18 protein-coding genes and 1 pseudogene are annotated in these 23,180 nt (G+C 70.9%); 4 read left to right on the top strand and 15 right to left on the bottom strand.

What is annotated here, in order from left to right:
- Positions 1-2 precede the first annotated feature (2 nt).
- The 5 genes from ACFY1S_RS04555 to ACFY1S_RS04535 all read right to left on the bottom strand — a co-directional run bounded on the left by ACFY1S_RS04555 (position 3) and on the right by ACFY1S_RS04535 (position 8,190).
- Positions 3-1,253, bottom strand: a complete 1,251-nt coding sequence (locus ACFY1S_RS04555; RefSeq protein ID WP_387112824.1) for a M50 family metallopeptidase — start codon at positions 1,251-1,253, stop codon at positions 3-5.
- On the bottom strand, positions 1,253-2,464 hold the full coding sequence (gene dxr, locus ACFY1S_RS04550) for a 1-deoxy-D-xylulose-5-phosphate reductoisomerase (protein ID WP_387112822.1): 1,212 nt from the start codon (positions 2,462-2,464) through the stop codon (positions 1,253-1,255). The genes ACFY1S_RS04555 and dxr overlap by 1 nt, the downstream gene beginning before the upstream one ends.
- Positions 2,465-2,611: 147 nt before the next feature.
- On the bottom strand, positions 2,612-3,253 hold the full coding sequence (locus ACFY1S_RS04545; RefSeq protein WP_387112820.1) for a Uma2 family endonuclease: 642 nt from the start codon (positions 3,251-3,253) through the stop codon (positions 2,612-2,614).
- Between the two features lie 394 nt (positions 3,254-3,647).
- Positions 3,648-7,334, bottom strand: coding sequence for a CARDB domain-containing protein (locus ACFY1S_RS04540; RefSeq protein WP_387112818.1), 3,687 nt, complete (start codon positions 7,332-7,334; stop codon positions 3,648-3,650).
- 304 nt (positions 7,335-7,638) lie between these two features.
- The gene (locus ACFY1S_RS04535; RefSeq protein WP_387112816.1) at positions 7,639-8,190 is read right to left on the bottom strand and encodes a GNAT family N-acetyltransferase; all 552 of its coding nucleotides are present in this window, start codon (positions 8,188-8,190) and stop codon (positions 7,639-7,641) included.
- 51 nt (positions 8,191-8,241) lie between these two features.
- Between ACFY1S_RS04535 and ACFY1S_RS04530 the strand changes: the two genes are divergently transcribed.
- Entirely contained in the window at positions 8,242-9,081 is an 840-nt protein-coding gene (locus tag ACFY1S_RS04530; protein ID WP_364366763.1) for a YhjD/YihY/BrkB family envelope integrity protein, read from the top strand.
- An 88-nt stretch (positions 9,082-9,169) separates the two neighbouring features.
- A complete protein-coding gene (locus ACFY1S_RS04525; protein WP_387112813.1) occupies positions 9,170-10,762 on the top strand; it encodes a phytoene desaturase family protein in 1,593 nt (530 codons plus the stop codon).
- 31 nt (positions 10,763-10,793) lie between these two features.
- Here ACFY1S_RS04525 and ACFY1S_RS04520 read toward each other — a convergent pair whose 3' ends face one another.
- Both ACFY1S_RS04520 and ACFY1S_RS04515 read right to left on the bottom strand, forming a co-directional pair.
- The gene (locus ACFY1S_RS04520) at positions 10,794-12,383 is read right to left on the bottom strand and encodes a Rieske 2Fe-2S domain-containing protein (protein WP_387112811.1); all 1,590 of its coding nucleotides are present in this window, start codon (positions 12,381-12,383) and stop codon (positions 10,794-10,796) included.
- Between the two features lie 132 nt (positions 12,384-12,515).
- Complete coding sequence (locus ACFY1S_RS04515; protein WP_387112809.1) at positions 12,516-13,382, bottom strand: tol-pal system YbgF family protein; 867 nt, start codon at positions 13,380-13,382, stop codon at positions 12,516-12,518.
- A gap of 92 nt (positions 13,383-13,474) precedes the next feature.
- Here ACFY1S_RS04515 and ACFY1S_RS04510 point away from each other — a divergent pair, with 92 nt between their 5' ends.
- Positions 13,475-13,696 (top strand): DUF2631 domain-containing protein, encoded by a 222-nt coding sequence (locus tag ACFY1S_RS04510; protein WP_151490290.1) that lies wholly within the window; start codon positions 13,475-13,477, stop codon positions 13,694-13,696.
- An 80-nt stretch (positions 13,697-13,776) separates the two neighbouring features.
- Here the strand turns inward: ACFY1S_RS04510 and ACFY1S_RS04505 are convergent, their stop codons facing one another.
- The 8 genes and pseudogenes from ACFY1S_RS04505 to ACFY1S_RS04470 all read right to left on the bottom strand — a co-directional run bounded on the left by ACFY1S_RS04505 (position 13,777) and on the right by ACFY1S_RS04470 (position 22,638).
- Complete coding sequence (locus ACFY1S_RS04505) at positions 13,777-14,928, bottom strand: DivIVA domain-containing protein (protein ID WP_387112806.1); 1,152 nt, start codon at positions 14,926-14,928, stop codon at positions 13,777-13,779.
- A 31-nt stretch (positions 14,929-14,959) separates the two neighbouring features.
- Positions 14,960-16,117, bottom strand: a complete 1,158-nt coding sequence (rlmN, locus tag ACFY1S_RS04500; RefSeq protein WP_364366780.1) for a 23S rRNA (adenine(2503)-C(2))-methyltransferase RlmN — start codon at positions 16,115-16,117, stop codon at positions 14,960-14,962.
- A gap of 104 nt (positions 16,118-16,221) precedes the next feature.
- On the bottom strand, positions 16,222-17,496 hold the full coding sequence (locus ACFY1S_RS04495; RefSeq protein WP_387112804.1) for a phosphatidate cytidylyltransferase: 1,275 nt from the start codon (positions 17,494-17,496) through the stop codon (positions 16,222-16,224).
- Between the two features lie 276 nt (positions 17,497-17,772).
- Complete coding sequence (frr, locus tag ACFY1S_RS04490) at positions 17,773-18,330, bottom strand: ribosome recycling factor (RefSeq protein ID WP_121655235.1); 558 nt, start codon at positions 18,328-18,330, stop codon at positions 17,773-17,775.
- A gap of 49 nt (positions 18,331-18,379) precedes the next feature.
- Entirely contained in the window at positions 18,380-19,147 is a 768-nt protein-coding gene (gene pyrH / locus ACFY1S_RS04485; RefSeq protein ID WP_151490294.1) for a UMP kinase, read from the bottom strand.
- A gap of 160 nt (positions 19,148-19,307) precedes the next feature.
- Complete coding sequence (gene tsf / locus ACFY1S_RS04480) at positions 19,308-20,135, bottom strand: translation elongation factor Ts (RefSeq protein ID WP_387112801.1); 828 nt, start codon at positions 20,133-20,135, stop codon at positions 19,308-19,310.
- 134 nt (positions 20,136-20,269) lie between these two features.
- Positions 20,270-21,172, bottom strand: coding sequence for a 30S ribosomal protein S2 (gene rpsB, locus ACFY1S_RS04475; RefSeq protein ID WP_387112799.1), 903 nt, complete (start codon positions 21,170-21,172; stop codon positions 20,270-20,272).
- A gap of 433 nt (positions 21,173-21,605) precedes the next feature.
- Positions 21,606-22,638, bottom strand: a pseudogene (locus ACFY1S_RS04470) (hypothetical protein).
- Positions 22,639-22,802: 164 nt separating this feature from the next.
- On the opposite strand from ACFY1S_RS04470, the gene ACFY1S_RS04465 reads away from it, so the two are divergent.
- Positions 22,803-23,162 (top strand): YraN family protein, encoded by a 360-nt coding sequence (locus ACFY1S_RS04465; RefSeq protein ID WP_387112797.1) that lies wholly within the window; start codon positions 22,803-22,805, stop codon positions 23,160-23,162.
- Positions 23,163-23,180 lie beyond the last annotated feature (18 nt).

Genomic DNA, 23,180 nt, shown 5'->3' with positions numbered 1-23,180 from the left:
ACTCACCTTGGGAAGAGCGTGATCGGGTTGACGACGTCAGCGGTGATGGTCAGCAGCGTGAACACGCCACCGATCAGGATCACCACGTACGTGAAGGGCATCAGCTTGAGGTAGTCGACGCGGCCGGGATCGGCGCGGCCGATCTTCGCGTACAGCCACGAGCGTGCCCGTTCGAACCAGGCGATGGCGATGTGGCCGCCGTCGAGTGGGAGCAGCGGCAGCAGGTTGAAAACGCCGATGAAGAAGTTCAGCGAGATGAACAGCGTCACGAACAGCAGCCACGCCTTGTTGGCGAACGCCTCACCGCCGAGGCGACTGGCGCCGACGACGCTGATCGGGGTGTCGACGTCCCGTTCGCCGCCGGTGATGGCGGTCCACAGGGCGGGCACCTTCTGCGGCAGTCGCTGCAACGCCTGCACGGTGCCGACGGCCAGTTCACGGGTGAAGTCGGCGGTGGCGCCGAACGCCGCGCCCGGACTGTAGGTGATCCGGGTCGGGGTGGTGGGCACGAGGCCGACGCCGAGCGCGGCGACGGGGGCGACGGCACCCTTCGGGTCGTCGAGCGGCGGCCGCTGGGTCTGCGCGAGCACCGTGCTGGTCTCGCCGGGCTGCCCGTCGCGGACGTACCCGATCTTCGCGGTCTCGCCCGGCTTGAGCCCGCGCAGGGCGGCGAGCATCTCGCCGTAGTTGTTGATCGGCGTGCCGTTGAGCGAGGTGATCCGGTCGCCGTCGCGCAGTTGCGCCTGGGCGGCGGGGCTGGCGGCGTCACCGGGGGCGCAGGCCCGGGGGGCGCTGTCGGGGATCACGCAGTCGGACAGCGCGATCACCGCCGGCTCCTGGCGGATCTCCGCTTCGGTGGTGGGGAAGTTCTGGTTAGGCAGGCCCAGGGACACGGCGGCGATCCAGATGGCGATCAGCGCCAGCGCGAAGTGGGTGATCGAGCCCGCGGACATGACGATCGTCCGCTTCCAGACCGGATAGCGCCACATCGCGCGCGGCTCGTCGGCCGGGTCGACGTCGTCGTCCTGGGCGGTCATCCCGACGATCTTGCAGAAGCCGCCGAGCGGGATGCCCTTGATGCCGTACTCCGTCTCGCCCCGCTTGAACGACCAGAGGGTCGGGCCGAAGCCGACGAAGTACTTGGTGACCTTCATCCCGAACGCCTTGGCGGTCACCATGTGACCGGCTTCGTGCAGGCTCACCGAGACGAGAATTGCCAGGGCGAAGAGCGCCACCCCGAGCAGGTTAGCCATCAAGCTCCTTCCACCGAACCCGCGATGATCTCCTGCGCGTGCGCGCGTGCCCACGACTCGGCCGCGAGCACGTCCTCGACGGTACCTGGTTCGGCGAAGTCCGGAGCGTCCTCCAAGACCCGTTCGAGGGTGTCGACGATCCCCAGGAACGGCAACCGGCCCGCCACGAACGCCGCCACGCACTCCTCGTTCGCCGCGTTGTAGATCGCCGGGCGGCAGCGCCCGGCCTCCCCGGCGGCCTTCGCGAGGGCGACGGCCGGGAACGCCTCGTCGTCCAGCGGCGCGAACTCCCAGGTGTGCGCGGCCGTCCAGTCCACGGCGGCGGCGGCCTCGGGCACCCGGTCCGGCCACCCGATGCCCAGCGCGATGGGCAGGCGCATGTCCGGTGGGCTGGCCTGGGCGATCGTCGACCCGTCGACGAACTCGACCATCGAGTGGATCACCGACTGCGGGTGCACCATGACGGCGATGTCGGCGTAGGGCACGTCGAACAGCTCGTGCGCCTCGATCACCTCAAGCGCCTTGTTGACCATGGTCGCCGAGTTGATCGTGACGACCGGCCCCATGTTCCACGTCGGGTGCGCGAGGGCCTGCTCGGGCGTGACCTGCGTCAACTCGTCGCGCCGCCGCCCCCGGAACGGGCCGCCGCTGGCCGTGACGATCAACCGGCGGACCTCGCCGCGCGACCCGGACCGCAGACACTGCGCCAACGCCGAATGCTCCGAGTCGACGGGCACGATCTGCCCCGGCCGCGTCACCGCGGCCTTGACCAGGGGGCCGCCGGCCACGAGGGACTCCTTGTTGGCCAACGCGAGGGTACGACCACCGCGCAGCGCGGCAAGCGTAGGAGCGAGGCCCAGCGAGCCGACCACCCCGTTGAGCACGATGTCGCACGGCCACTGGGCCAGCTCGGTCATCGCGTCGGGACCGGCCACGATCTTGGGAAGCTTGAAGTCGCCGGTGGCCCAGCCGCGCCGGCTCGCCTCGGCGTAGAACGCGAGTTGCAGATCCTGCGCGGCGGACGCCCTGGCCACCCCGACCGCCTCGACGCCCAGCTCCAGGGCCTGGGTGGCGAGCAGCTCGACGTTGCCGCCGCCCGCACCCACCGCCACCACCCGGAACCGGTCCGGGTTGCGCCTGACGATGTCGATGGCCTGCGTGCCTATCGAACCGGTGGACCCGAGCAGGACGAGGTCGCGGGGGGAAGTCACCCGGCCATTCTTCCCCACCGTCGCTGCACGCCCGCTGGGAGCCTCAGCCCTCCCCGCCCGCCGCTCCCGGCCATGATCCACACGAGTTCGCCGATCTCGGGGTATCCGCAGCTCTCGGACACCCCCACATCGCCGAACCCGTGTCGATCAAGAGGTGCCGGACTCTTCTCGGACTGCTTCCTCGTCCAGCAGTTCGGCCGGATCGATGGAGAACTCGAAGGGCTCGCGCATCGCGAAGGTGCTCCCCGCCGCAGCGGCAGCCAACGGCCGATACTCCCCGTTGACCAGCTCGAACAGAGCCAGTGTCGGTACCCGGTTCCGCAGGTCCACCCGGAGGAAGAACGGAACCCCAGCAGCCGCGTACTCCCGGGGCCGGTCGATCACGTCCTTGCGTCGGGTGCCCGGCGAAACGATCTCTCCGAGTAGTACCGCCTCGGCGATGGGAACCGTCGTGCGGCCACCCCCGGAGCTGCGTAGCACAACGATGTCTGGAATGAAGAGATCATCCCCGGAGAGAACGTTGATCTCCGGATAGACCCAGAAGCCGGCCTTTCGCGCAGCACGGTGCAGCACGTAGGGCAGTTCCCTCTCCACCGACTGGTGGTCAATTCCCGCGTGTGGGGTCACGATCACGCTTCCGCTCAGGACCTCAACCTTGGGGCCGTTGGTATCCGGCAACAGGTCGAGGGCGAGCTGCGCGGTCCACGGCTCGTCGTGCCACCGCAGCACGTCGAACGACGGCTCGGTGTGCTGCGGCGCCGGCTCCGGCGCGAACGCTGCCTGGGCCATCCGGGCTCACCCCCTCAGCGGACAATCCTGCTCGACTCAGCCTAGCCACCGCAGCCTCAGATGTGCGTCATCGCACACCCAGTGCGTCAGCGCCTTCGGCTGGCAACGGAGCTGCCCGGATATCGACAGGTAGAAGCCTGTACCGGGTCAGGCGGCCACCCCGAACCTGTGCTGAATGTCGTGCAGCGGGGCGGCCGCTCGGGTGAGCGATATACCTCAGGGTCATATCTATACCTGTGCGGTATAGCGCTCACCGAGAGGTCGCCGCCCGGACGGGAGGACCAGAGGCCCTGTTTCTGTGACGCCAGAATCGACGGCGCGGGCGCGGTGCCCGCCACGGACGTCGGGGTGTCCGCAACATGCGGACACCCCGACGTCGACTAGACCGCGTCGATCAGGGGGTGATGACGAACTGTGAGCCCGGCTGGATGACGACGTTGCCGTCGGCCGAGTTGGTGATGGTCACGTTCGTCAGGGTGGCGTTGCCGCGTGCCCCGCTCATCGCGAGGATGCCGGCGCCGTTGTTCGACTTGTCGATCCGTACGTTGGTGATGGCGACGTTCGGCATGTTGCCGCCGCCGTTCTTGAACTGGATGCCGTCGTACGTCGAGTCGATGATGTCGGTGTCCCGGATCGTGACGCCGACGATGTCCCTGGTGGCGGGAAACAGGGTGATGGCACCGAACTCCTGGTCCTCGTTCCAGAACGCGCCGCCGGTGCGGTAGAGCCCGTTGTTGGCGATCAGCGTCGTGCCGGAGAACGGCAGCGGGTCGTGGTCGGTCGCCAGCATGATGCCCGGGTAGTTCGCGGTGTCGTAGATCAGGTTGTTCTCGATCGAGTTGTCGTAGCCGCCGTAGATGGCGATGCCGTTCGCCCGCCAGGGCAGCTGGATCGTGTTGTTGACGAAGTGGTTGTCGTGCGCGATGTCGACGTTGCGGTCCTTGACGTACGGGTTGGCCCAGACCGCGAGCGCGTCGTCGCCGGTGGTCCGGAAGGACGAGTTGAACACCCGCGAGTTGCGCGTGCCGTTGCTGAAGTTGATGCCGTCGGCGTACGTGTCGCGGATCCGCATCCCGGTGAACTCCAGCCCGTCGGCCGGCCCCCACAGCTCGGGGATGTTGTCGTAGTCGCGGCCAACCCAGACGCCCACGTTGGCGTGCTCGATCCAGACGTTGCTGATCTTCGTGCCGGTGCCGAAGCGACCGTTCAGACCGACCCCACCCTCGGCGTTGCCGTCACCGCCGCGGATCCGGCCCGAGCCGAAGATGGCGATGTCGGAGATCTGGGTGTTCTTGTCGATGTCGAAGCCGAAGTTGCCCTCGTGCGGGTGGTTGATGCCGCCGACCACGTTCTGCGGTTCGGTGAGCGTGTAGAGCTGCGAGTGCCACATGCCGGCACCCCGGATCGTGACGTTGCTGATGCCTACCTGGTTGTGCGTACCCCGGTTGAGTGGGTCGTCGGTCAGGATCTTCTGCTCCTGCCGCCACTGCCCGGCGGGGATCCAGACGCAGCTGATGACGCCGTTCTGGTCGTCGGTCACCGCCCGTTGGATGGCGGCGGTGTCGTCGATCCCGTCGTTGGGGACCGCGCCGTACTGGGTGATCGAGGTGCAGCCCGCCGGCTGGGTCGCCGGAGGCGCCACCTGCTCCAGGTCGATCATGTCGATGACGTAGAAGGAGGCGGTGTCACCGGCGTCGCGCTGCAACTTGAACCGGGTGCCGGCCGGGTACGACTGCGCCAGCAGCGCGTTCGACTCGTCGAAGAGCCGTCGGGCGTCGGCCTGCGGCGTGTTGGTGAGCGCCTCCGGCCCGTCGGTGTTGCCGTAGAGCCAGCTGTGCTTCGACGACAGGGTCAGCTTCCGGGAGAAGACGTCGTTGACGTACAGGCTGATCGTCGCCTCGGTACCGCCGCCACCCGGCGCGTCCGGGATGGAGTTCCGGACCACCATGGCGTTGGCCTGGTTGGCCGAGGTGAACTCGACGAACTGCCCGGTGCTGGTGAGCCGTACCGACTTGCGGCCGGAGGACTCGCTGGCGAAGTTGGTGTGCCCGAAGGTACGCAGCGGGTCGGCCTCCAGCAGCGTGCCCTGGTAACGGCCGGCCTCCGCCTCGTACGAGACGTACGGGACCGCCGCGCCGCGCCCGACCACGATTGACTGACTCAACGCGTTGTTGGTCTCGTTGGTCTCGGCGACCACGTTCGTGGCGTCGGCGGTGGCGGTGATGGTCGCGCCGCCGCTGGTGGCGGTCCAGCTGCCGCTGACCGACACGGTGACCGTCGCGCCGGCGGCGATCGAGGCGGTGGTCGTGTTGAGCGTGGTGCCGCCCACGGCCAGCCGGGTGACGGTGGTCGCTCCGGTCGCGGTGGTGCCCCGGTTGCGGACCGCCACGGTGAAGGTGACCGAGGCCCCCACGGCGGGGTTCGGCGGGTTGGAGGCGATGCTGAGCACCTGGAGATCCGGGCCCGGGGCCTGCGCCACCACCAGCGGCGACGGCGCCGTGAGGCTGTTGTTGCCGTTGTTCTGCTCGACGACCGTGTTGGCCGGGTCGACCACAGCCGAGACGGCGTAGCTGCCCATCGGTCGCGTACCGGCGTTGAACGACACGGTGGTCGACGCGCCCGCGGCGAGCGCGCCCACCGTGGCGCTGCCGACGACCGCGCCGGCCAGGCTGAAGTTCACAGTTGTCGCACCGGCGGACGCCGAGCCGATGTTCCGCACCACCGCCGAGAGCGTGACCGGGGAGACCTCGCTGGGCGAGGTGGGTGACCAGGTCACCGAGCTGACGACCAGGTCCGGGTTGGGTGCCGGGGTGCCGCAAACCTCCAGCTCGGCCACCTGCCCGGACGGGGCGCCGGTGTTGCCGGTGAACCGCAACTGCACGTCTGCGGTGGTCGCGGTGACCGGGATGGTCACGACGTTGCTGCCCTGGACGAACTGGTAGGACGCCGCCGACACCAGGCTGGTGTACGTGGACGACGCCTGGTCGCGACCCAGGACACCGATGGTCTGGGTACGGGTGCCCCAGGCCGGGTCCGGGTTGAGCTTGACCGTGACGCCGGAGATGGAGTGGTTCGCGCCCAGCGCCACCGTCAGGTTCTGCGGGTAGCTCGCCGCACCCTCCCAGTAGGTGCCGAGCTGCCCGTCGTTCGCCTTGTCCGGAGTGAAGGTGAAGGTGGAGCCGCTCGCCGTCATGCTCTTGCCCTGCGCCACGTTGGTGCAGGCGGGCGGGTTGCCGCCGGTCCGGGTGACGGTGTTGCTGTTGCCGGACAGGTTGCCCGCGCCGTCGCGGGCGCGGACGTAGTAGGACACGGTCGCGGTGACCGGCTGGCTGTCCTGGTACGTGAGAACGGTGCCCAGCGTGGCGATCAGGTTGCCGCCCCGGTAGACGTTGTAGCCGGCGAGCCCACTGCCACCGGAGTCGGTGGAGGCGCCCCAGGTGAGCGTGATCGTGCTGCCCGACGTGCTCTGCGACAGCGTGCCGGGCACGCTCGGCGCGGTGGTGTCGGGGGTGGTGCCGCCGCTGCCGTACACCTCCAGCTCGGAGAGCTGCCCGGCCGGCCAGCCGCTGTTGGCGGTGATGGTGATCCGGACGTACCGGGTGGAGGTCGCGCCGAAGGTGATCGTGGCGGTGCTGCCGCTCGCCGGGTTGAAGCTGTACGTCTGCGACGCGACCAGGTCGGTGAACGACGAACCGTCGGCGCTGCCGCGCACGCTCAACGTCTGCGTCCGGGTGGCCCACCCCGAGGTCGGCAGCTTCAGCACGACCTGGTTGACGGACTGCGACGAGCCGAGATCGACCTGCACCCACTGGGGGAACGAGTTGTTGACGCTCTCCCAGTAGCTGCCCGCGTTGCCGTCGACGACCCTCGACGAGTCGTAGACGTCGGCGTGGCCGCTCTCCTGGGTGGGACGGCCTTGGGCGAGGTTGGTGGCCGCCGGGGCGAACCCGGCGACCGGTGCGGCTGCCGGGTCGGCGGGGCGGGCGGAGGCCGGGCTCGCGACGGCGGTCGCCCCGGCCGTGGCGATCAGCGCGGTGGCGGCCATGGCCGCCACCGTTCTGAACAGATGCGTTCGTCTCATCACTGTCCTTGTCGTCGGGGACGGTTGCCGCGGCGGCTTGACCACGGGGCGGGGTGCGGCGGTGCGCCGGCCGACGGACGCGGGCCGGTGTCGAGAGAGGTGGAGGTGGCACGATTCGTTGAAACTTCCGAACCCGTGCGAGAAACCGTGCACGCCTTTGTCAAAATCTTGCGTGACTTTGGCCAAAGGTTACTGACGTGCTACGGGGGCGTCAACACTTCGACAGCCGTGACTATTGATGGATGTGCCTGCCCCGCCACCCGACGATGAGGCGCGGATCCGGCGTCGGACCGCGCCGGAACGCTCAGGCGCCTGGTGCCGCCAGGACGAAGGTCTCCAGCAGTTCGCCTCCGTACCAGTCGTCGCGGCGGCCCACGTGCGTCATGCCGAGGCGCCGGCAGACCGCCATCGACGCCTCGTTGCCTGGCGACACGACCGCGTAGATCTCCCGGGTGCCGGCGGCGAACTCCCGCGCCAGGAGCGCACGGGCCGCCTCGGTGGCGTAGCCCCTCCCCCACGAGTCCGGGTGCAGGTGCCAGCCCACCTCGATGTCCACGGTCCGCACCGCTTCGTCCCGCCCGGGCAGAGGCCTGAGCAGCACCGTGCCCGCCACCAGACCTGTGTCGCGTACCTCGATCGCCCAGGTGCCGTACCGGCCGTGGTCGGCGGCGTGCCGCTCCCGCCAGATCCGCAGCCGGTCGACGGCCTGCGCCGGGTCGGTCATCGGAAGTCCGGGAACCGCGCCCAGCCAGCGGGTGATCTCCAAACGGCGGTAGATGTCGTAGATCCTCGCCAGATCGGCCGGGTCGTCGGTCCAGTCGCGCAGGATCAGGCGTTCGGTCGTGAGAACAGTCATGACCGGCCAGCTTAAGGAGTGACGGGCGCGGCGAGGGGGAAAGAGATCACGATGGGCAGCGGATGGCAGCGGGCGAAGCGGATCACCAGTGCCGCGTTCCGTCCGGTGCGAGGACGGGACCTGTCGCTGCACGCCGCCGCGATCACCTTCTACGGGGCGATCGCGATCGTGCCGGTGGCGCTGCTAGCCATCTGGCTCACCTCGCTGGTCGCGGGAGCCGATCGGGTACGCCGACTCACCTCGTACGCCGTGGAGGCGCTGCCCACCGCGATCGGCGCGCCCCGGGCGGTGGACGCCCTCGTCAACGCCGGGGTGGAGTTGACCCCACTGCTGGCACTTGCCTCGCTGCTGCCCGCGTCGCTGTACGGCGAGGGCCTGCGCCGGGCGTTCGTGTCGGTGGCGGCGCCCCGCACCGACGAGCACCTGGTGGGGTGGCGGGGCCGGCTTCTGCTGCTGCCGCTGCTCGCGCCGGCGCCCGCGCTGCTGCTGTCGATCCTGCTGGCCCTGCCGCTCACCACCCGGCTGGTCCGTCAGGGCGGCTGGGTAGGCGCGCTGGGCGTGGTGCTGTCGTTCCTGGCGGTGTGGTTGGTGCTCACGCCGGTGCTGGTGTGGGTGTTCCGGGTGGTCGGACCGGCGTCACCGGACTGGCTCTCCACGCTCGCAGTCGGGTCGTTCACGGCGGCGAACCTCTCCGGCTTCCTGCACGGCTTCGTGCTCTTCGCCTCCCTCCCCCTGGACCTGGGGGTGCCGTTCGGCGGCTTCGACGAGATCGGCGGGGGCGTCGCCGTGCTCCTGTGGCTCTACCTGTTCCACGTGATCGTCCTGGCCGGCTACTCCGCCACCCTCGCCCTCTCCCGCTGGCGCGCCCAGCGCGCCCCGGCCACGCCCTGATCAGGAGGCGGTCGCTGGGGAACGGTCAGCGGCGGATCGGCGGGCGAAGGGCTGACCTGGGCGGCCGCGCGGACTAGGCTGCCGCGGCATGAGCAGCGAGATTCCGGCCCGCGCCGACGTCGTGATCGTCGGTGCCGGGCACAACGGCCTGGTCTCCGCAGTCCTGCTGGCCCGCGCCGGCCTGGACGTCCTCGTGCTGGAGGCGGCCGACGTCCTCGGCGGCGCGACCCGCACCGAGAACCCGTTCCCGAAGGTGCCGGGGCTGCGCCACTCCACCGGCTCGTACCTGCTCGGGCTGATGCCCCCGGAACTGCTCGACACCCTCGACGTCCGCATCCCGGTGCTGCGCCGCGACCCGCACTACTTCCTGCCCACGCCGGGCGGACTCGGCTCGCCGTACCTGCTCTTCGGCAGCGACACCGCCGCCACGCGGGCGCAGCTCGCCGAGTTCTTCTCCCCCGCCGACGTGGCCGCCGACGACGCCATGCAGGCCGAGCTGGCCGCGCTGCGCGAGGACCTGGCCCCGGCCTGGCTGGCCGAGCCGTCGACCGTCCAGGAGACCGCCGAGCGGTACGTCCGCCCGGCGCTACGGCAGGTCTTCGTCGACCTCGTCCAGGGTTCGGTGGCCGACTACCTGGCCCGGTTCGAGTTCCAGTCCGAACTGCTGGTCAGCATGTACGCGGTCACCGACGGCCTGTCCGGGCTCAACGCGGGCCCGGACGACCCCGGCACCGGGCACAACTTCCTCGTGCACAACATGTGCCGGCTGCCCGGCTCGGGCGGCACCTGGATGATCGCCGAGGGCGGGATGGGCACCGTGTCGCGCACGTTCGCCGAGGCCGCGCGTGCCGCCGGGGCGACAATCCTGACCGGTACGCCGGTGAGCGCCGTGACCCTCGACGGCGGCGCGGCCAGCGGAGTCGTGCTGGCCGACGGCCGGCAGGTCACCGCCCGGGTGGTTCTCGGCGCGTGTGACCCGTACCGGCTGATGGACCTGTTGCCCGACGGCGCGCTGCCGACGGCTCTCGGCGAGCGGATGGCGGCGGTCCGCCGCCCCGGCACCACCCTCAAGCTCAACCTGGCGCTCAGCGGGCTGCCGCGGTTCTCCTGCCTGCCGGCCGGCACGCCGAGCCCGTTCGGGTCGACCATCCACCTGCTGCCCGGTTCCGCGTCGCTGGTCGGCGGGGACGCCACCTCACCGATGACCGCGCTGCGCGGCATGTGGGCGGACGTGCAGGCCGGGCGGCTGCCGGCAGAGCCGACAATCGAGTGGTACCTGCACACCACAGTCGACCCGTCGCTCTCCGACGCCGCCGGGCACCACTCGTCGGCGCTGTTCGTCCAGTCCGTCCCCTACGAGCTGGCCGGCACCACCTGGGACGCCGAGCTGCCCGGCTACGTCGACCGGCTCATCGAGATCGTCGAGCGGTACGCCCCCGGCACCGCCGACCTGATCGCCGACGCGGTGCCGCTGCCCCCACCGGGCATCGAGGCGCACTTCGGGATCACCGGCGGGCACATCCACCACATCGACAACACCGTGTCGTTCACCGACCGGATGCCCTACGCCACAGGCATCGACGGCGTGTACGCGGGCAGCGCCGGCTGCCACCCCGCCGGCAGCGTCATCGGCGCAGCCGGCCACAACGCCGCCCGCAAGATCCTGGCCGACCTGACCTGACCGCCCCCACCTCGGGCGGGCTCGGGCGGGGTCAGCTCAGGGCTTCGCCTGCCGGGGCCGGGGTCTCGGCGTCCACCCGGTGGGCCCGCACCTTGTGGCCGACGCTGGTGAGGCAGCGGCCGCTCGGCAGGTCGAAACGCCAGCCGTGCAGCTGGCAGGTGAGCTGGTCACCCTCGACGATGCCGAAACGGGTCAGGTCGGCCTTCAGGTGCGGGCAGCGCCGCTGCACCACCCAGTCGCCAAGGGTGATGTCCTCGGCGTCGGTGGTGCGCTCGTGCTCGTCGTACCAGCCCTCGGCGTACTGGAGCCGCTCCTCGGAGAGGCACTTGAAGAACGCGTAGACGAACTCGTTGTACTGGCCGATCCGGGCCGCCGAGAACCGGCAGGACAGGAAGAGCGAGTTGACCCAGTCCACCTCGTCGATGAAGAGCAGGTGCTCGATCAACGCCCGCTCGGTCCGGAACCGGTAGCGGACCTTCTCGTCCGCGTACGGCCGGACCTCCTTGCCCGGGAAGTCCACCACGATTGACTCAATGGTCTCGCCGCCCGAGTCGTCGGTGCCGACCAGGTCGAAGCGGACCGGGCCGCCGACTCCCTTGGCCAGGTAGATCGACTCGTCGAGCAGCGGCTCGATGCGGCGCTTCATCTCACCGAGCACGTCCACCTCGGGGTGTCGCCAGGACGCCTTCTCCGCCTCGATGATCGGGCGCTTGCGCTCCCGCATGTCCTCCAGGTGGGCGACCTTGTTCGCGAAGAACTCCTCGACCGGTACCGGGTGGGTGGTGCTCGCGCCCTCGGTGGTGACCTCCGCGACGCTGCCCGGCAGCAGCACGATCCCGTTGGTGCCGCCGACCTTCGCGTACTCCGACAGGAAGACCGACTGGTCGGGGAAGATGTTGCCCTCGTCGCCGTGGATGTCGTTGAACTGCCACAGCTCGTCGTCGAGGAAGCACGGCGGGCCGGCGATCGGGAAGACGTGGTCGGCCTTCAGGTCGTCGATGTAGCGCCACGTCCGGTCGAACTGCCTGTCGCGCTTCTGCTTGCCGAACGCCGTCTTCGCGGCCTGCGGCAGCTCGTAGACCATCGGATACCAGATCGCGCCGGAGAACTGGAGCAGGTGCGCGTGCACGTGCCCCAGCTCGGCGAACACGCTCAGGTCGGTGGGGCGGGCGTCGTTCTGGTTGAGCAGCCGCACACCGTCGTACTCGACCCAGAGCGACGAGTCGCCGATCGGGCCGTCGGTCGGGCTGGTCAACGCCTGGATCATGACCTTCAGGCCGCCGGGCAGCTCCACCACCTGCTCGTTGGGCGCCTTGAGGAACTTCGTGAAGCCCAGCGCCCGGAACTCGTCCTCCATCTCCGAGGTCGGGAACTCGGGCAGCAGGACCGTGGCGTCCTTCGAGACGAAGTCCCGCAGGTGCTTCGCGTCGAAGTGGTCCCGGTGCAGGTGGGAGACGTACAGGTAGTCGACCTGCCCCAGGGTCTCCCAGTCGAGCAGGGAGTTGTCGGGGAAGGGAAACCACGAGGCGAAGTACGCCGGGTTGACCCACGGGTCGCACAGGATGCTGCCCGCGGCCGTGTCGATCCGCATACTGGCGTGCCCGGTTCCGGTCACTCGCACCGCACAGTCCCCCTCAAACAGACAATCAGGTGTACGCCAAACGCTACCGGAGGGAGTCTGACCGCCGCCCCGCGACGCCGGTAGTGTCGTTCCGCCCGCCCTCAAGGGTCGGAAGGCCCGCCCCGCCGCCGGTCAGTTCGCGGCCGGAGACGTCCAGCTGCGACGGGACGGGTCGGCCCCACGCCAGGCGTCCATCAGGCGGGGGATCTCGTCGGTCGGGGCCGCCACGTTCACCTGCTGCGCGCCACCGACCTGGTGGTCCGCGTCCTGCGACACGTTCCCCTCGCTGCAGCAGGAGCAGATGAACCGCACTCCGCTGGCCGGCTCCGCCGCGTACCCGTGCTTGTCGAACAGCGCCGCCAGGGCTCGGACGTCCTCCGGCGTCGCGGCCGTGACGTGGACGGTGGCTGTCGGCAGCGCGGACGCCCGGAACAGCAGCAGCTCGTCGAAGACGGAGTACGTCCGCCCGTCCACCACACGCTCCCCGTTCGGCGCGCCGTCGTGCACAACGACCTCACCGAACCGACGGCCCGACTCAGGTGTCGGCACGTTCAGCACCCGGGCTCGGGTGGGGCAGAGCCGCTGCGCCCAGACCACCTCGTTGGTGCCGGCCGGACCGAGTCGGATCGGAGTGACTCCGAAGTCCGCGACGATCTCGCCGTCGCCGTCCGGCACGGTCAGTCCGAAGCCTCGCCAGGCGTACCGGGCGGTCGCCCAGTCCTCCATGATCGTCGCCGCGATGCCGAGGTTCCAGAAGGCCGGATCCTGCGCGTCACGGTCCGCTCGGGCGGCCGCCTCGCGGCCCAGCTCATACGCCTTCGCCCAGTTACGCAGGAACTTGTACGCCAGCGCCGCGTCGTACCACCAGACCCCTGCCCTCGGGTGGTCGGGGTGTCGCCGCGCCAACCGCTCCAGAAGTTCGCCCGCCTGCGGCCAGTCCTCGGACTCCCACGCCTCGTAGGCCGCCTTCAGCAGCTCCCGATCCTCCTCGCGGGTCACGTCGTCCCCTCCATCTGGTCGGACCCTGCGCCGGGCCCGGCACGAGGCGTGCCAGACTAACCAAAGATCCGATCGCGAGGGAAGGACCGACAGTGGCAGGAAGCGAGCCGGTAACGTCGCCAGACCAGCACAAGCCTGGGCACCGGAAGGCCGGGCGCATCGGCGCGGTGCTGTCCGCGCTGGCGCTGCTGGCGATGATCTGCGGCAACCACGAGGGCAGGGTCGAGGACATCTGGCTGGTCGGCCTGGCCGCGCTGCTGCTGATCATCGTGATCGGCGACGCCGTGCTGCGGCGCAACGGTCTGCGTTCCTGACCCGCCGGACGACCCAACCGGCGTACGACGAGGGCCCGCCCCCACCCGGGGGACGGGCCCTCGTCGCGTACGCGTCGGGCTCAGCGCCCGAACAGGATGTCCTGTACGTCCTTGAGCGCGGCGTCGACCTCGGCCTCGAAGTAGCCGCCAGGCACCAGGCCGAACCGGAGCGTGTCCAGGTCCTTCGGGTCGACAGGCATCGGGTTGCGGCGCTGCATGCCGCCGAGCAGGGTCTCGAAGAACCGGTCCACCTGGTCCGGGTCGTACCCGCTGCCGAACCGGCGCACCTGGAAGCTGCGCCGGATCTGGTCGACCCGGTACAGGTCGCTGCCGGGCGGCCCGGCCATCGGCGGGCCACCCACCGGCGGACCGGCCATCGGGGGGCCGGCGACGGCGGGCGGGCCGGCCATCGGCGGACCACCGACGCCGGGCTGCGGCATCGGCGGCGGGCCGGCCGGACCACGCCGCATGTCACGCAGGTCCCGTTCCGGCATCCGGATCTCGGCGGTCATGTCGGCGCGACCGTGCCGGCCGGCCTCGAAACCGTCGAAGCGCGGCTCCTCCGGCGGGTAGCCGCCGGACGAACGCGGGTCGTCGGGCGGGCCGTAGCCGCCAGGCATCCGCTGGTCGTCCGGAGGGCCGTAGCCGCCGGGCATCCGCTGGTCGTCGGGCGGGCCGTAACCGCCGGGGCCGGCGGGCAGGCCACGCGGGGGCACACCGTGCCCACCCATCGGGCCGCCGGGGCCCATCGGGCCGGGGCCGGCCGGGCCGCGCGGCGCGTCGTAGCCGCCACGCGGGGCGTCGTAACCACCGGCGAAGGCGCCCGTGGGCTCGTCGTAGCGGCCGTACCTGTCGGGCGGGCCGGGCTGCGCCGGCATCGGCCGGGGCGGCATCGGCTGCGGAACCATGCCCCCACGGTCGTCGCGCATCGGCGGACCCATCCGGTCCGGAGGGCCCATCCGGGGGTCACCGCCGCGCCCGGCGCCGGTGCGCTCCTCCAACTCGGCCAGCTGCCGCTCGACGCGGTCCAGGTGCAGGTCGACCTGCCACTCGTCGTAACCGTTGAACCTGACCCGGAAGACGACGTCGTGGACCTCCTGGGAGGCCACCGGCGCCCCGACCTGCCGGCCGTCGAGCGTCGCCTCGACCCGGTCGAGGAAGGCATCCACCTCGTCGACCTTGTATCCCCGGCGGAGCGCCTTGCGCCGGAAACGCTGACCCTGACTCGCCACTATGTCTCCTGGTCTCGTTCGCCACGCCCGGTCACGCCGGTGCATCTCCGGCGCGGTCGGTGTTGGTGTCGGTGTCCTCGGCGGCGGCGAGTTGGCCACACGCGCCGTCGATCTCACGACCCCGGGTGTCCCGTACGGTGGTGGACACCCCGGCGTCGCGCAAACGCCGGACGAACTCCCGCTCCACCGGCTTCGGGCTCGCGTCCCAGCGGCTGCCCGGCGTCGGATTGAGCGGGATGAGGTTCACGTGCGCCAACTTGCCGGCCAGCAGCCGCCCGAGCAGATCAGCTCGCCACGGCTGGTCGTTCACGTCCTTGATCATCGCGTACTCGATCGACACGCGACGGCCCGTCCGGGCTGCGTAGTCCCACGCTGCGTCCAGCACCTCGGCTACCTTCCAGCGCTGGTTCACCGGCACGAGTTCGTCGCGCAGATCATCATCGGGGGCGTGCAACGACAACGCAAGGGTCACAGAGAGGTCTTCGCTGGCCAGTCGGCGGATGGCCGGAACCAGGCCCACCGTGGAAACGGTGATGTGCCGCTGGGACAGGCCGAGGCCCTCCGGAGCGGGGCTGACCAGGCGACGGATCGCCGCGATCACCCGGTTGTAGTTGGCAAGCGGCTCGCCCATGCCCATGAAGACGACGTGCGACAGCCGGGGCGGTGAGCCGGCGACCGCGCCGGACGCCGCCACCCCGGCCAGGTAGACCGCCTGGTCGACGATCTCGGCGGTGGACAGGTTGCGGGTCAGCCCGGCCTGGCCGGTCGCGCAGAACGGGCAGGCCATGCCGCAGCCCGCCTGGCTGGAGATGCAGACGGTCACCCGGTCCGGGTAACCCATCAGCACGCTCTCCACGAGCGCGCCGTCGTGCAACTTCCACAGCGCCTTGCGGGTGGCGCCGTCGTCGCAGGCCAACTCCCGGACCGGGGTGAGCAGCTTCGGCAGCAGTTGGTCGGCCAGCCGCTCCCGGGTCGCCGCGGGCAGGTCGGTCATCGCCTGCGGGTCGCGGACGAGCCGCCCGAAGTAGTGGTTGGAGACCTGCTTGGCGCGGAACGCCGGCTCACCCAACTCGGCGACCAACGCCTGGCGGCCCGCCAGGTCCAGGTCAGCGAGGTGCTGAGGGGGCATGGAGGCCCGGCGCGCGGCAGGGGCGTCCGAGATGGCGGGGATCAGGGGCAGGCTCGTCATGGCTGGTCCAGTGTGTCACGCCTCGGGCGGCACACACCCGTCCGGAGGTGCCGAACCGGTCCCGACCGCCGGATCGGGAAGACCGGGGCGCGGTGATCCATGCCTCACCCCACCACCGGCACGAAGATCGCCAACAACAGGTAGGCGGTCGGCACCGCGAACAGGATCGAGTCCAGGCGGTCCATCAGCCCGCCGTGCCCGGGCAGCAGGTTGCTCATGTCCTTGACCCCGAGGTCCCGCTTGATCATCGACTCGGCGAGGTCACCGAGGACCGCCGCGCACGAGACGGCCACCCCGAACACCGCGCCCCACCAGGGCGCCACGTCCAACATGAGCCACAGCAGCAGCGCGCTGCCCAGCGCCGCCGCGCTCACCGAACCGGCGAAGCCCTCCCAGGACTTCTTCGGACTGATCGACGGGGCCATCGGGTGCTTGCCGAACGAGACGCCCGCCGCGTACCCGCCGGTGTCGGAGAGGACCACCGCGACAAGTGTGGCCAGAATGCGCAGCGGGCCGTCGTCGGGGGCCGCCGCCAGCAGCGCCGCGAACCCCCCCAGGAACGGCACGTAGACCGCGATCAGGGTGGCCGCCGTCAGATCCCGCTGGAAGCCCGCCGGGCCGTCGCCCAACCGCCAGATCATGGTGCCCAGCACGGTGACCAGCAGCCCCAGACTGAGCGCGTCCGGGCCGGCGAACCAGGCCAGACCCACAGTCAGCACGCCACCGGCGATCAACGGCACCAACGGCGGGTGCGCCCCGCTGCGGCGGACCGCGCGGGCCATCTCCCACATGCCGATGGCCACCGCACCGGCGAGCACCGGCAGGAACGCCAACGGGTAGATGACGAGCGGCACCACGATCAGCGCGCCGAGGCCCAGCCCCACACCGATCGCCGCGGGCAGGTTGCGGCCCGCCCGCCCGGTGCCCAGCTGCTGGGTGGCCGGCCGGTCGACGCTGGCCCGACGTCGGCCCTTCGGCCGCCGGCCGGCCGGCGGCACGGGATCGGGCTCGGTCACCGGATCCAGGTCCGGACCGAGCTCGGCCCCGATGGGGGCGATCTGGGCGGTCGGATAGTCGGTGTCGTCGTCGAGGCGGCCCGGCCCGCCGAAGGGCTCCGGGCCGTCGTACCGGCCGGGCTCGTCGTACCGGCCGGGCTCGTCGTACCGCTGCGGGCCGTCGTGACGGGTCAAAGCGTCGCGGTCCGCCGGCACCGGCTCGGCGTACGGGCGGGTGCGTGGCTCCGCGTACAGCTCAGGGCCGGGCGGGCGGCGACTCCACTGGCCCGCCTCGATCTCGGGCTCCGGCCAGGGCAGCGCCACCGGACGCTCCGGCCGGTCCCAGCCGCGCGGCTCTCCCACGTAGGGGTCGGGGTGGGACATCACGCACCGCGACGTGGCTCGAGAACGACCACATGACGCAAGACCACAACCATCCCCTACACGCGCGATGTTCCTCCGATTGACCGCCCCGACGGTCGGTCGATTCCCGGTGTTCACCGCCCGGTGGTCGGGAATCCTGCCGAGCCTACTGCACCCGCCGTCCGGGCGAGGCGGACGAGGGCGGCCCTCTGAGCACTCCCCCGGCGTGTGCCGGACGCGCGCGAGGCCCGCCCCGGGAGCCAGGTCGGGCCTCGTCGCAGCGTACGGATGCCGGGGTCACACCTCGAGAAGCTCGGTCTCCTTGTGCTTGACGAGGTCGTCGATGCTGGCGACGTACCGCTGGGTCAGGTCGTCCAGCTCCTTCTCGGCACGACGACCGTCGTCCTCGCCGGCCTCGCCGTCCTTGACGATCCGGTCCAGCTCCTCCTTGCCACGGCGGCGGACGTTGCGGATCGCCACCTTGGCCTCCTCGCCCTTGTGCCGAGCCACCTTGATCATGTCGCGGCGGCGTTCCTCGGTCATCTGCGGGAGCAGGATGCGCAGCTGGTTGCCCTCGTTGTTCGGGTTCACCCCGAGGTCCGAGTCGCGGATCGCCTTCTCCATCGCGTTGATCTGCGAGTTGTCGTACGGCTTGATGATGGCCATCCGCGGCTCGGGGATCGCGACGGACGCCATCTGGGTAAGCGGCGTGGGCGTGCCGTAGTAGTCGATAATGATCTTGGAGAACATGGCGGGGTTGGCGCGGCCGGTGCGGATGGCGCCGAACTCCTCCTTGGCGTGCTCGACCGCACGCTCCATCTTCTCCTCGGCCTCGAGGAGGGTGTCGTCGATCACCGGTCTCCTCGCCTCCTTCTGTGCTCGTCGTGGGCTCTGCTGAAAGTCGTCAGGCGGTGATCAGGGTGCCGATCTTGTCGCCACCCACCGCGCGGATGATGGTGTCGTCACCCTGCGCGCCGAAGACCAGCATCGGCAGGCCGTTCTCCATACAGAGGCTGAACGCCGCCGCGTCGGCCACCCGCAGGTTACGGCGCAGCACCTCGGAGAAGGTGATCGAATCGAGCTTGCTGGCGGTGGGGTCGATCCGCGGGTCGGCGGTGTAGACGCCGTCCACGCCGTTCTTGCTCATCAGCACCACGTCGGCCCGGATCTCCAGCGCCCGCTGGGCGGCCACCGTGTCGGTGGAGAAGTACGGCATGCCCGCGCCGGCGCCGAAGATGACCACGCGGCCCTTCTCCAGGTGCCTGATCGCCCGCAACGGAATGTACGGTTCGGCGACCTGGGCCATCGTGATGGCGCTCTGCACCCGGGTCTCGATGCCTTCCTTCTCCAGGAAGTCCTGCAACGCGAGGCAGTTCATCACGGTGCCGAGCATGCCCATGTAGTCGGCGCGGGCCCGGTCCATCCCCCGCTTCTGCAACTCGGCGCCGCGGAAGAAGTTGCCGCCACCGACGACCACGGAGACCTGCACGCCGCGACGGACCACTGTCGCGATCTGCCGGGCGATGGCCTGGACGACGTCCGGGTCGACGCCGATCGCGCCGCCACCGAACACCTCACCGGAGAGCTTCAGCACCACCCGGCGGGCACGTCCCGGCGGCGGTGCCGTCGGATCGTCCACCGCCAGCGTCCGGTCACTCACAACCTGCGTCATCCGCCCCGCCCTTCCCCACGCGCACGCCCCGTGCGGCGCGTACCACGAACCTGCCGCTGCCGACCCTATGTGACGAGGAGGCCGCGGTGCCTGTCACGTACACCGGCGGCCTCCTCGTCGACGTCTTGCGCCACGGGCGCGCGCGGCGCCCGGCGGCGGCTCAGGCCTGGCCGACCTCGAACCGCACGAAGCGGGTGACCTCGATGCCGGCCTCGGCCAGCACCTGCTTCACCGACTTCTTGTTGTCGGCCACCGACGCCTGCTCGACGAGGACGTAGTCCTTGAAGAAGGCGTTCACCCGACCCTCGACGATCTTCGGCAGGGCCGCCTCGGGCTTGTTCTCCTCGCGGGCGGTCTGCTCGGCGATGCGCCGCTCGGACTCGACGACCTCGGCCGGAACCTCGTCCCGGGTGAGGTACTTCGGCCGCATCGCGGCGATCTGCATGGCCACACCACGGGCGTCGGCGTCGCCCGCCTCGTCGGCCTTGCCGGTGTACGACACCAGCACGCCAACGGCCGGCGGCAGGTCCTGAGCCTTGCGGTGCAGGTAGACCGCGGTGGTGCCCTCGACCTTGGCGAACCGGTTGAGGACCAGCTTCTCGCCGATCTTGGCGGACTGCTCCTGGATCAGGTCGGCGACGACCTTGCCGTCGAGCTCGCTGGCGAGCAGCTCCTCGGCGTTCGTCACACCGGAGCGCTCACCGTGCTCGACGAGCTGCTGGGCCAGCGCGATGAACGACTCGGTCTTGGCGACGAAGTCCGTCTCGCAGTTCAGCTCGAGCAGCGCCTGGCCGGAGTGGGCGACCAGGCCGTTGGCGGCCGTACGACCGGCCCGCTTGCCGACGTCCTTGGCGCCCTTGACGCGCAGGATCTCGACGGCCTTGTCGAAGTCGCCCTCGGCCTCGGTCAGCGCCTTCTTGCTGTCCATCATGCCGGCGCCGGTGAGGTCGCGGAGCTTCTTGACGTCCGCGGCGGTGATTTGGGACATGGCTCTCTCTTCGGTGTTGAGACGGCGTGTGGATGGTCAGAGGTGCCGGTTACCCGGATCCGGGCGGATCGTGCCCGGCGTACCGCCGCTGCCCGCCGTCCGCGAAAACGGACGGCGGGGCAGCGACGGCGCGGTCACTCCGCGGTGGCGGCCGCCGGCTGCTCGGTGGCGGCCTGCGCCGGCTGCTCGGTGGCGGCGGGCTGCTCGGTGGCGGTAGCGGCCGGCTGCTCGGCCGGGGCGGCCGACTCGTCGGCCTTCTTCGGCTCCAGCAGCTCGCGCTCCCACTCGGCCAGCGGCTCGTCGCTCGCGACACCCTCGGGCTTCTCGTCCCCGCCCCGGCGACGGCCGGAACGCGCGATCAGACCGTCCGCGACGGCGGCGGCGACGACCTTGGTCAGCAGCTCGGCCGAGCGGATCGCGTCGTCGTTACCCGGGATCGGGAAGTCGACCTCGTCCGGGTCGCAGTTGGTGTCCAGCACCGCGATCACCGGGATGCCCAGCTTGCGGGCCTCGTCGACGGCGATGTGCTCCTTCTTGGTGTCGACGATCCAGACCGCGGCGGGGAGCTTCTGCATGTCCCGCAGACCACCGAGGGTGCGGGTCAGCTTGATCTTCTCGCGGGAGAGCTGGAGCGTCTCCTTCTTGGTGTAACCGGCGGCGGTGCCGCTGAGGTCACCCAGGCCCTCCAGCTCCTTCATCCGCTGGAGCCGCTTGTACACGGTCTGGAAGTTGGTGAGCATGCCACCGAGCCAGCGGTGGTTGACGTACGGCTGGCCGACCCGGGTCGCCTGCTCGGCGATGGCCTCCTGGGCCTGCTTCTTGGTGCCGACGAACAGGATGCTGCCGCCCTCGGCGACGGTCCCACGCACGAACTCGTACGCCTTCTCGATGTAGTCGAGAGTCTGGCGCAGGTCGATGATGTAGATGCCGTTGCGCTCGGTCATGATGAAGCGCTTCATCTTCGGGTTCCAGCGGCGGGTCTGGTGCCCGAAGTGGACACCGCTCTCCAGCAGCTGACGCATGGTCACGACGGCCATGGTTGGGTTACTCCTCAAGATCCCTGGTTGTCACGCCCGGCCGGTGGCCGGGCGTCCTGGTGCCTGGTCGCCGGCCCATGGTGGGCCCGATCAGGATCGGGACCAGGGAGGCCGTCGCTCCACGACGATTTCGTGAAGAGGGCACGCGAGGTCGACCGCGCAAGGCGGTCGCCAGTCGACAAGTGTACGCGCCTCCCCCGCCCAGCCGCCCCGGGGTGCTGCCCGGGGTGCCGCGCGACCGCCGCTCTCCCGGCTCGTCCTTGCCTGGCCGGGCTTGATCGCGGGCCTTGCCGCCTGGCCGCGGCTTGATCGCGCTACTTCATCGAAATAGTGGCCTCCTTGTCGGTGGAGGCCACTATTTCCGTGTTGTTGGGTGGATCATCAGCCGCGCCGGGCGGCTGTGGATCACTCAGACCGGGAGGTCCGGACCGGGTCAGCCGGCGGCGAGCGCGGCGGCCACGAAGAGCACCAGGCCGGCGGTCAGGTAGGCCGCCGGCGGGCGCAGCCAGCCACGGCCGGAGTCGGAGAGCGCGAGGCCGCCGGTCCGCAGCCCGTACAGCCCGGTCGCGAGGATCGGCAGGCCGGCGACCAGGGCGATGCCCGCCACCACGTTGCCGGCGGACACCGGGTCGCCTGTCACGCCGGCCAGCAGCACCCGCAGCGCCGGCACCTCGAAGATCAACACCAGCAGGGCGAAGAGCACCGCCAGCGCCGGCCGGCGGGTCCGGTACACGCCGTCGGCGACCGGGGGGTACGCCGGCGACTCGACCACGGGCGGGTCGACACGGGGACCGATACCGGGCATCGGGCCGGTCGGCATCTCCAGCGGGTGCGGCGTCTCGCCGGCGCCCCGGGTCGGTTCGATGATCGGGTACCCGCCGAGCGGGGCGGGCCGGGTCTGGTCGGCGAGCACTGCGGCGGGTGGGGTGTCCGCGACGACCTCCGGCGCTGCGGTGGTCAGCGGGGTCGGGGCCTGCTCCCGGGCCGCCCGTCGACCGGGCAGCTCACCCGAGGTCTCCGAGGGATCCCGATCCGCCCTGCGCGAGCGGGTTGCCCGGTAACCCTCCCCCTCCGGCCGCGCGTCACCAAGCGGGTCGACCGCGCCGAACCGTCCCGAGTCGGACTCGCCCGTACCGAAGCGGGGCGGCGGGGCGTCGACAGCACCGAAGCGCCCGGAATCCGACTCCGGCGTACCGAAACGACCCGCGTCCACCGCGCCGAAGCGGCCCGAGTCGGGCTCCCGGCGGCGACCGGCGCCGGTGTCCTCGTCGTACCGGCTGCCGTCCGCGCCACGCTGCTCGGGAACCTCGCTGTCCCCGTATCGCGGTTCACCCGCCGCACGCCACTCCGCCTCGCCGTAGCCGCGACCCCGTTCGTCGGGATACCAGCGCGACTCCTGATCTTCGGGAAAGCTCCGTCGTCCGTCCACGTCCGGCACCGTATGCGACCAGCCACGGCCGCGTCATTTCGGCCCGCCCCGCCCCGCCACCAGCGGCGAGGGTCGGCCCCTCGATCCGCGGCATAGCACGGCGCGGGCTTGATCGTCCGGTCGTCCACAGGTCGCCCCTTGTCCACAGGTGCAGGGACCACGGGTCGCGGCGCCCCCCGCCCGGCGGGCAGCGTGCCGGGCATGACGAAGCGGAACCAGGCCGTCGGGGCGTACGGCGAACGGTGCGCCACCCGGCACCTCACCGAGGCGGGACTGCGCCCGGTCGCCCGGAACTGGCGCTGCTCGGCCGGGGAGATCGACATCATCGCCTGGGACGGGCCGGTGCTCGCCTTCTGTGAGGTGAAGACCCGCCGGGGCGACGACTTCGGCACACCGGCCGAGGCCGTCGTACCGGCCAAGGCACGTCGGTTGCGCGGTCTCGCCGCGCGGTGGCTCGCCGAGACCGGCACGAGCGCCGACGAGGTGCGGTTCGACGTGCTCTCGGTACGGCTGCCCGACAGCGGTCCGGCCCAGGTCGACCACCTCAAGGGCGCGTTCTGAGATGCGCACCGACCGGGT

The organism is Micromonospora sp. NPDC000663 (genome assembly GCF_042898105.1).
In the GTDB taxonomy this organism is placed as follows: Bacteria; Actinomycetota; Actinomycetes; order Mycobacteriales; family Micromonosporaceae; genus Micromonospora.
This window is presented reverse-complemented; position numbering and strand designations above follow the sequence as displayed.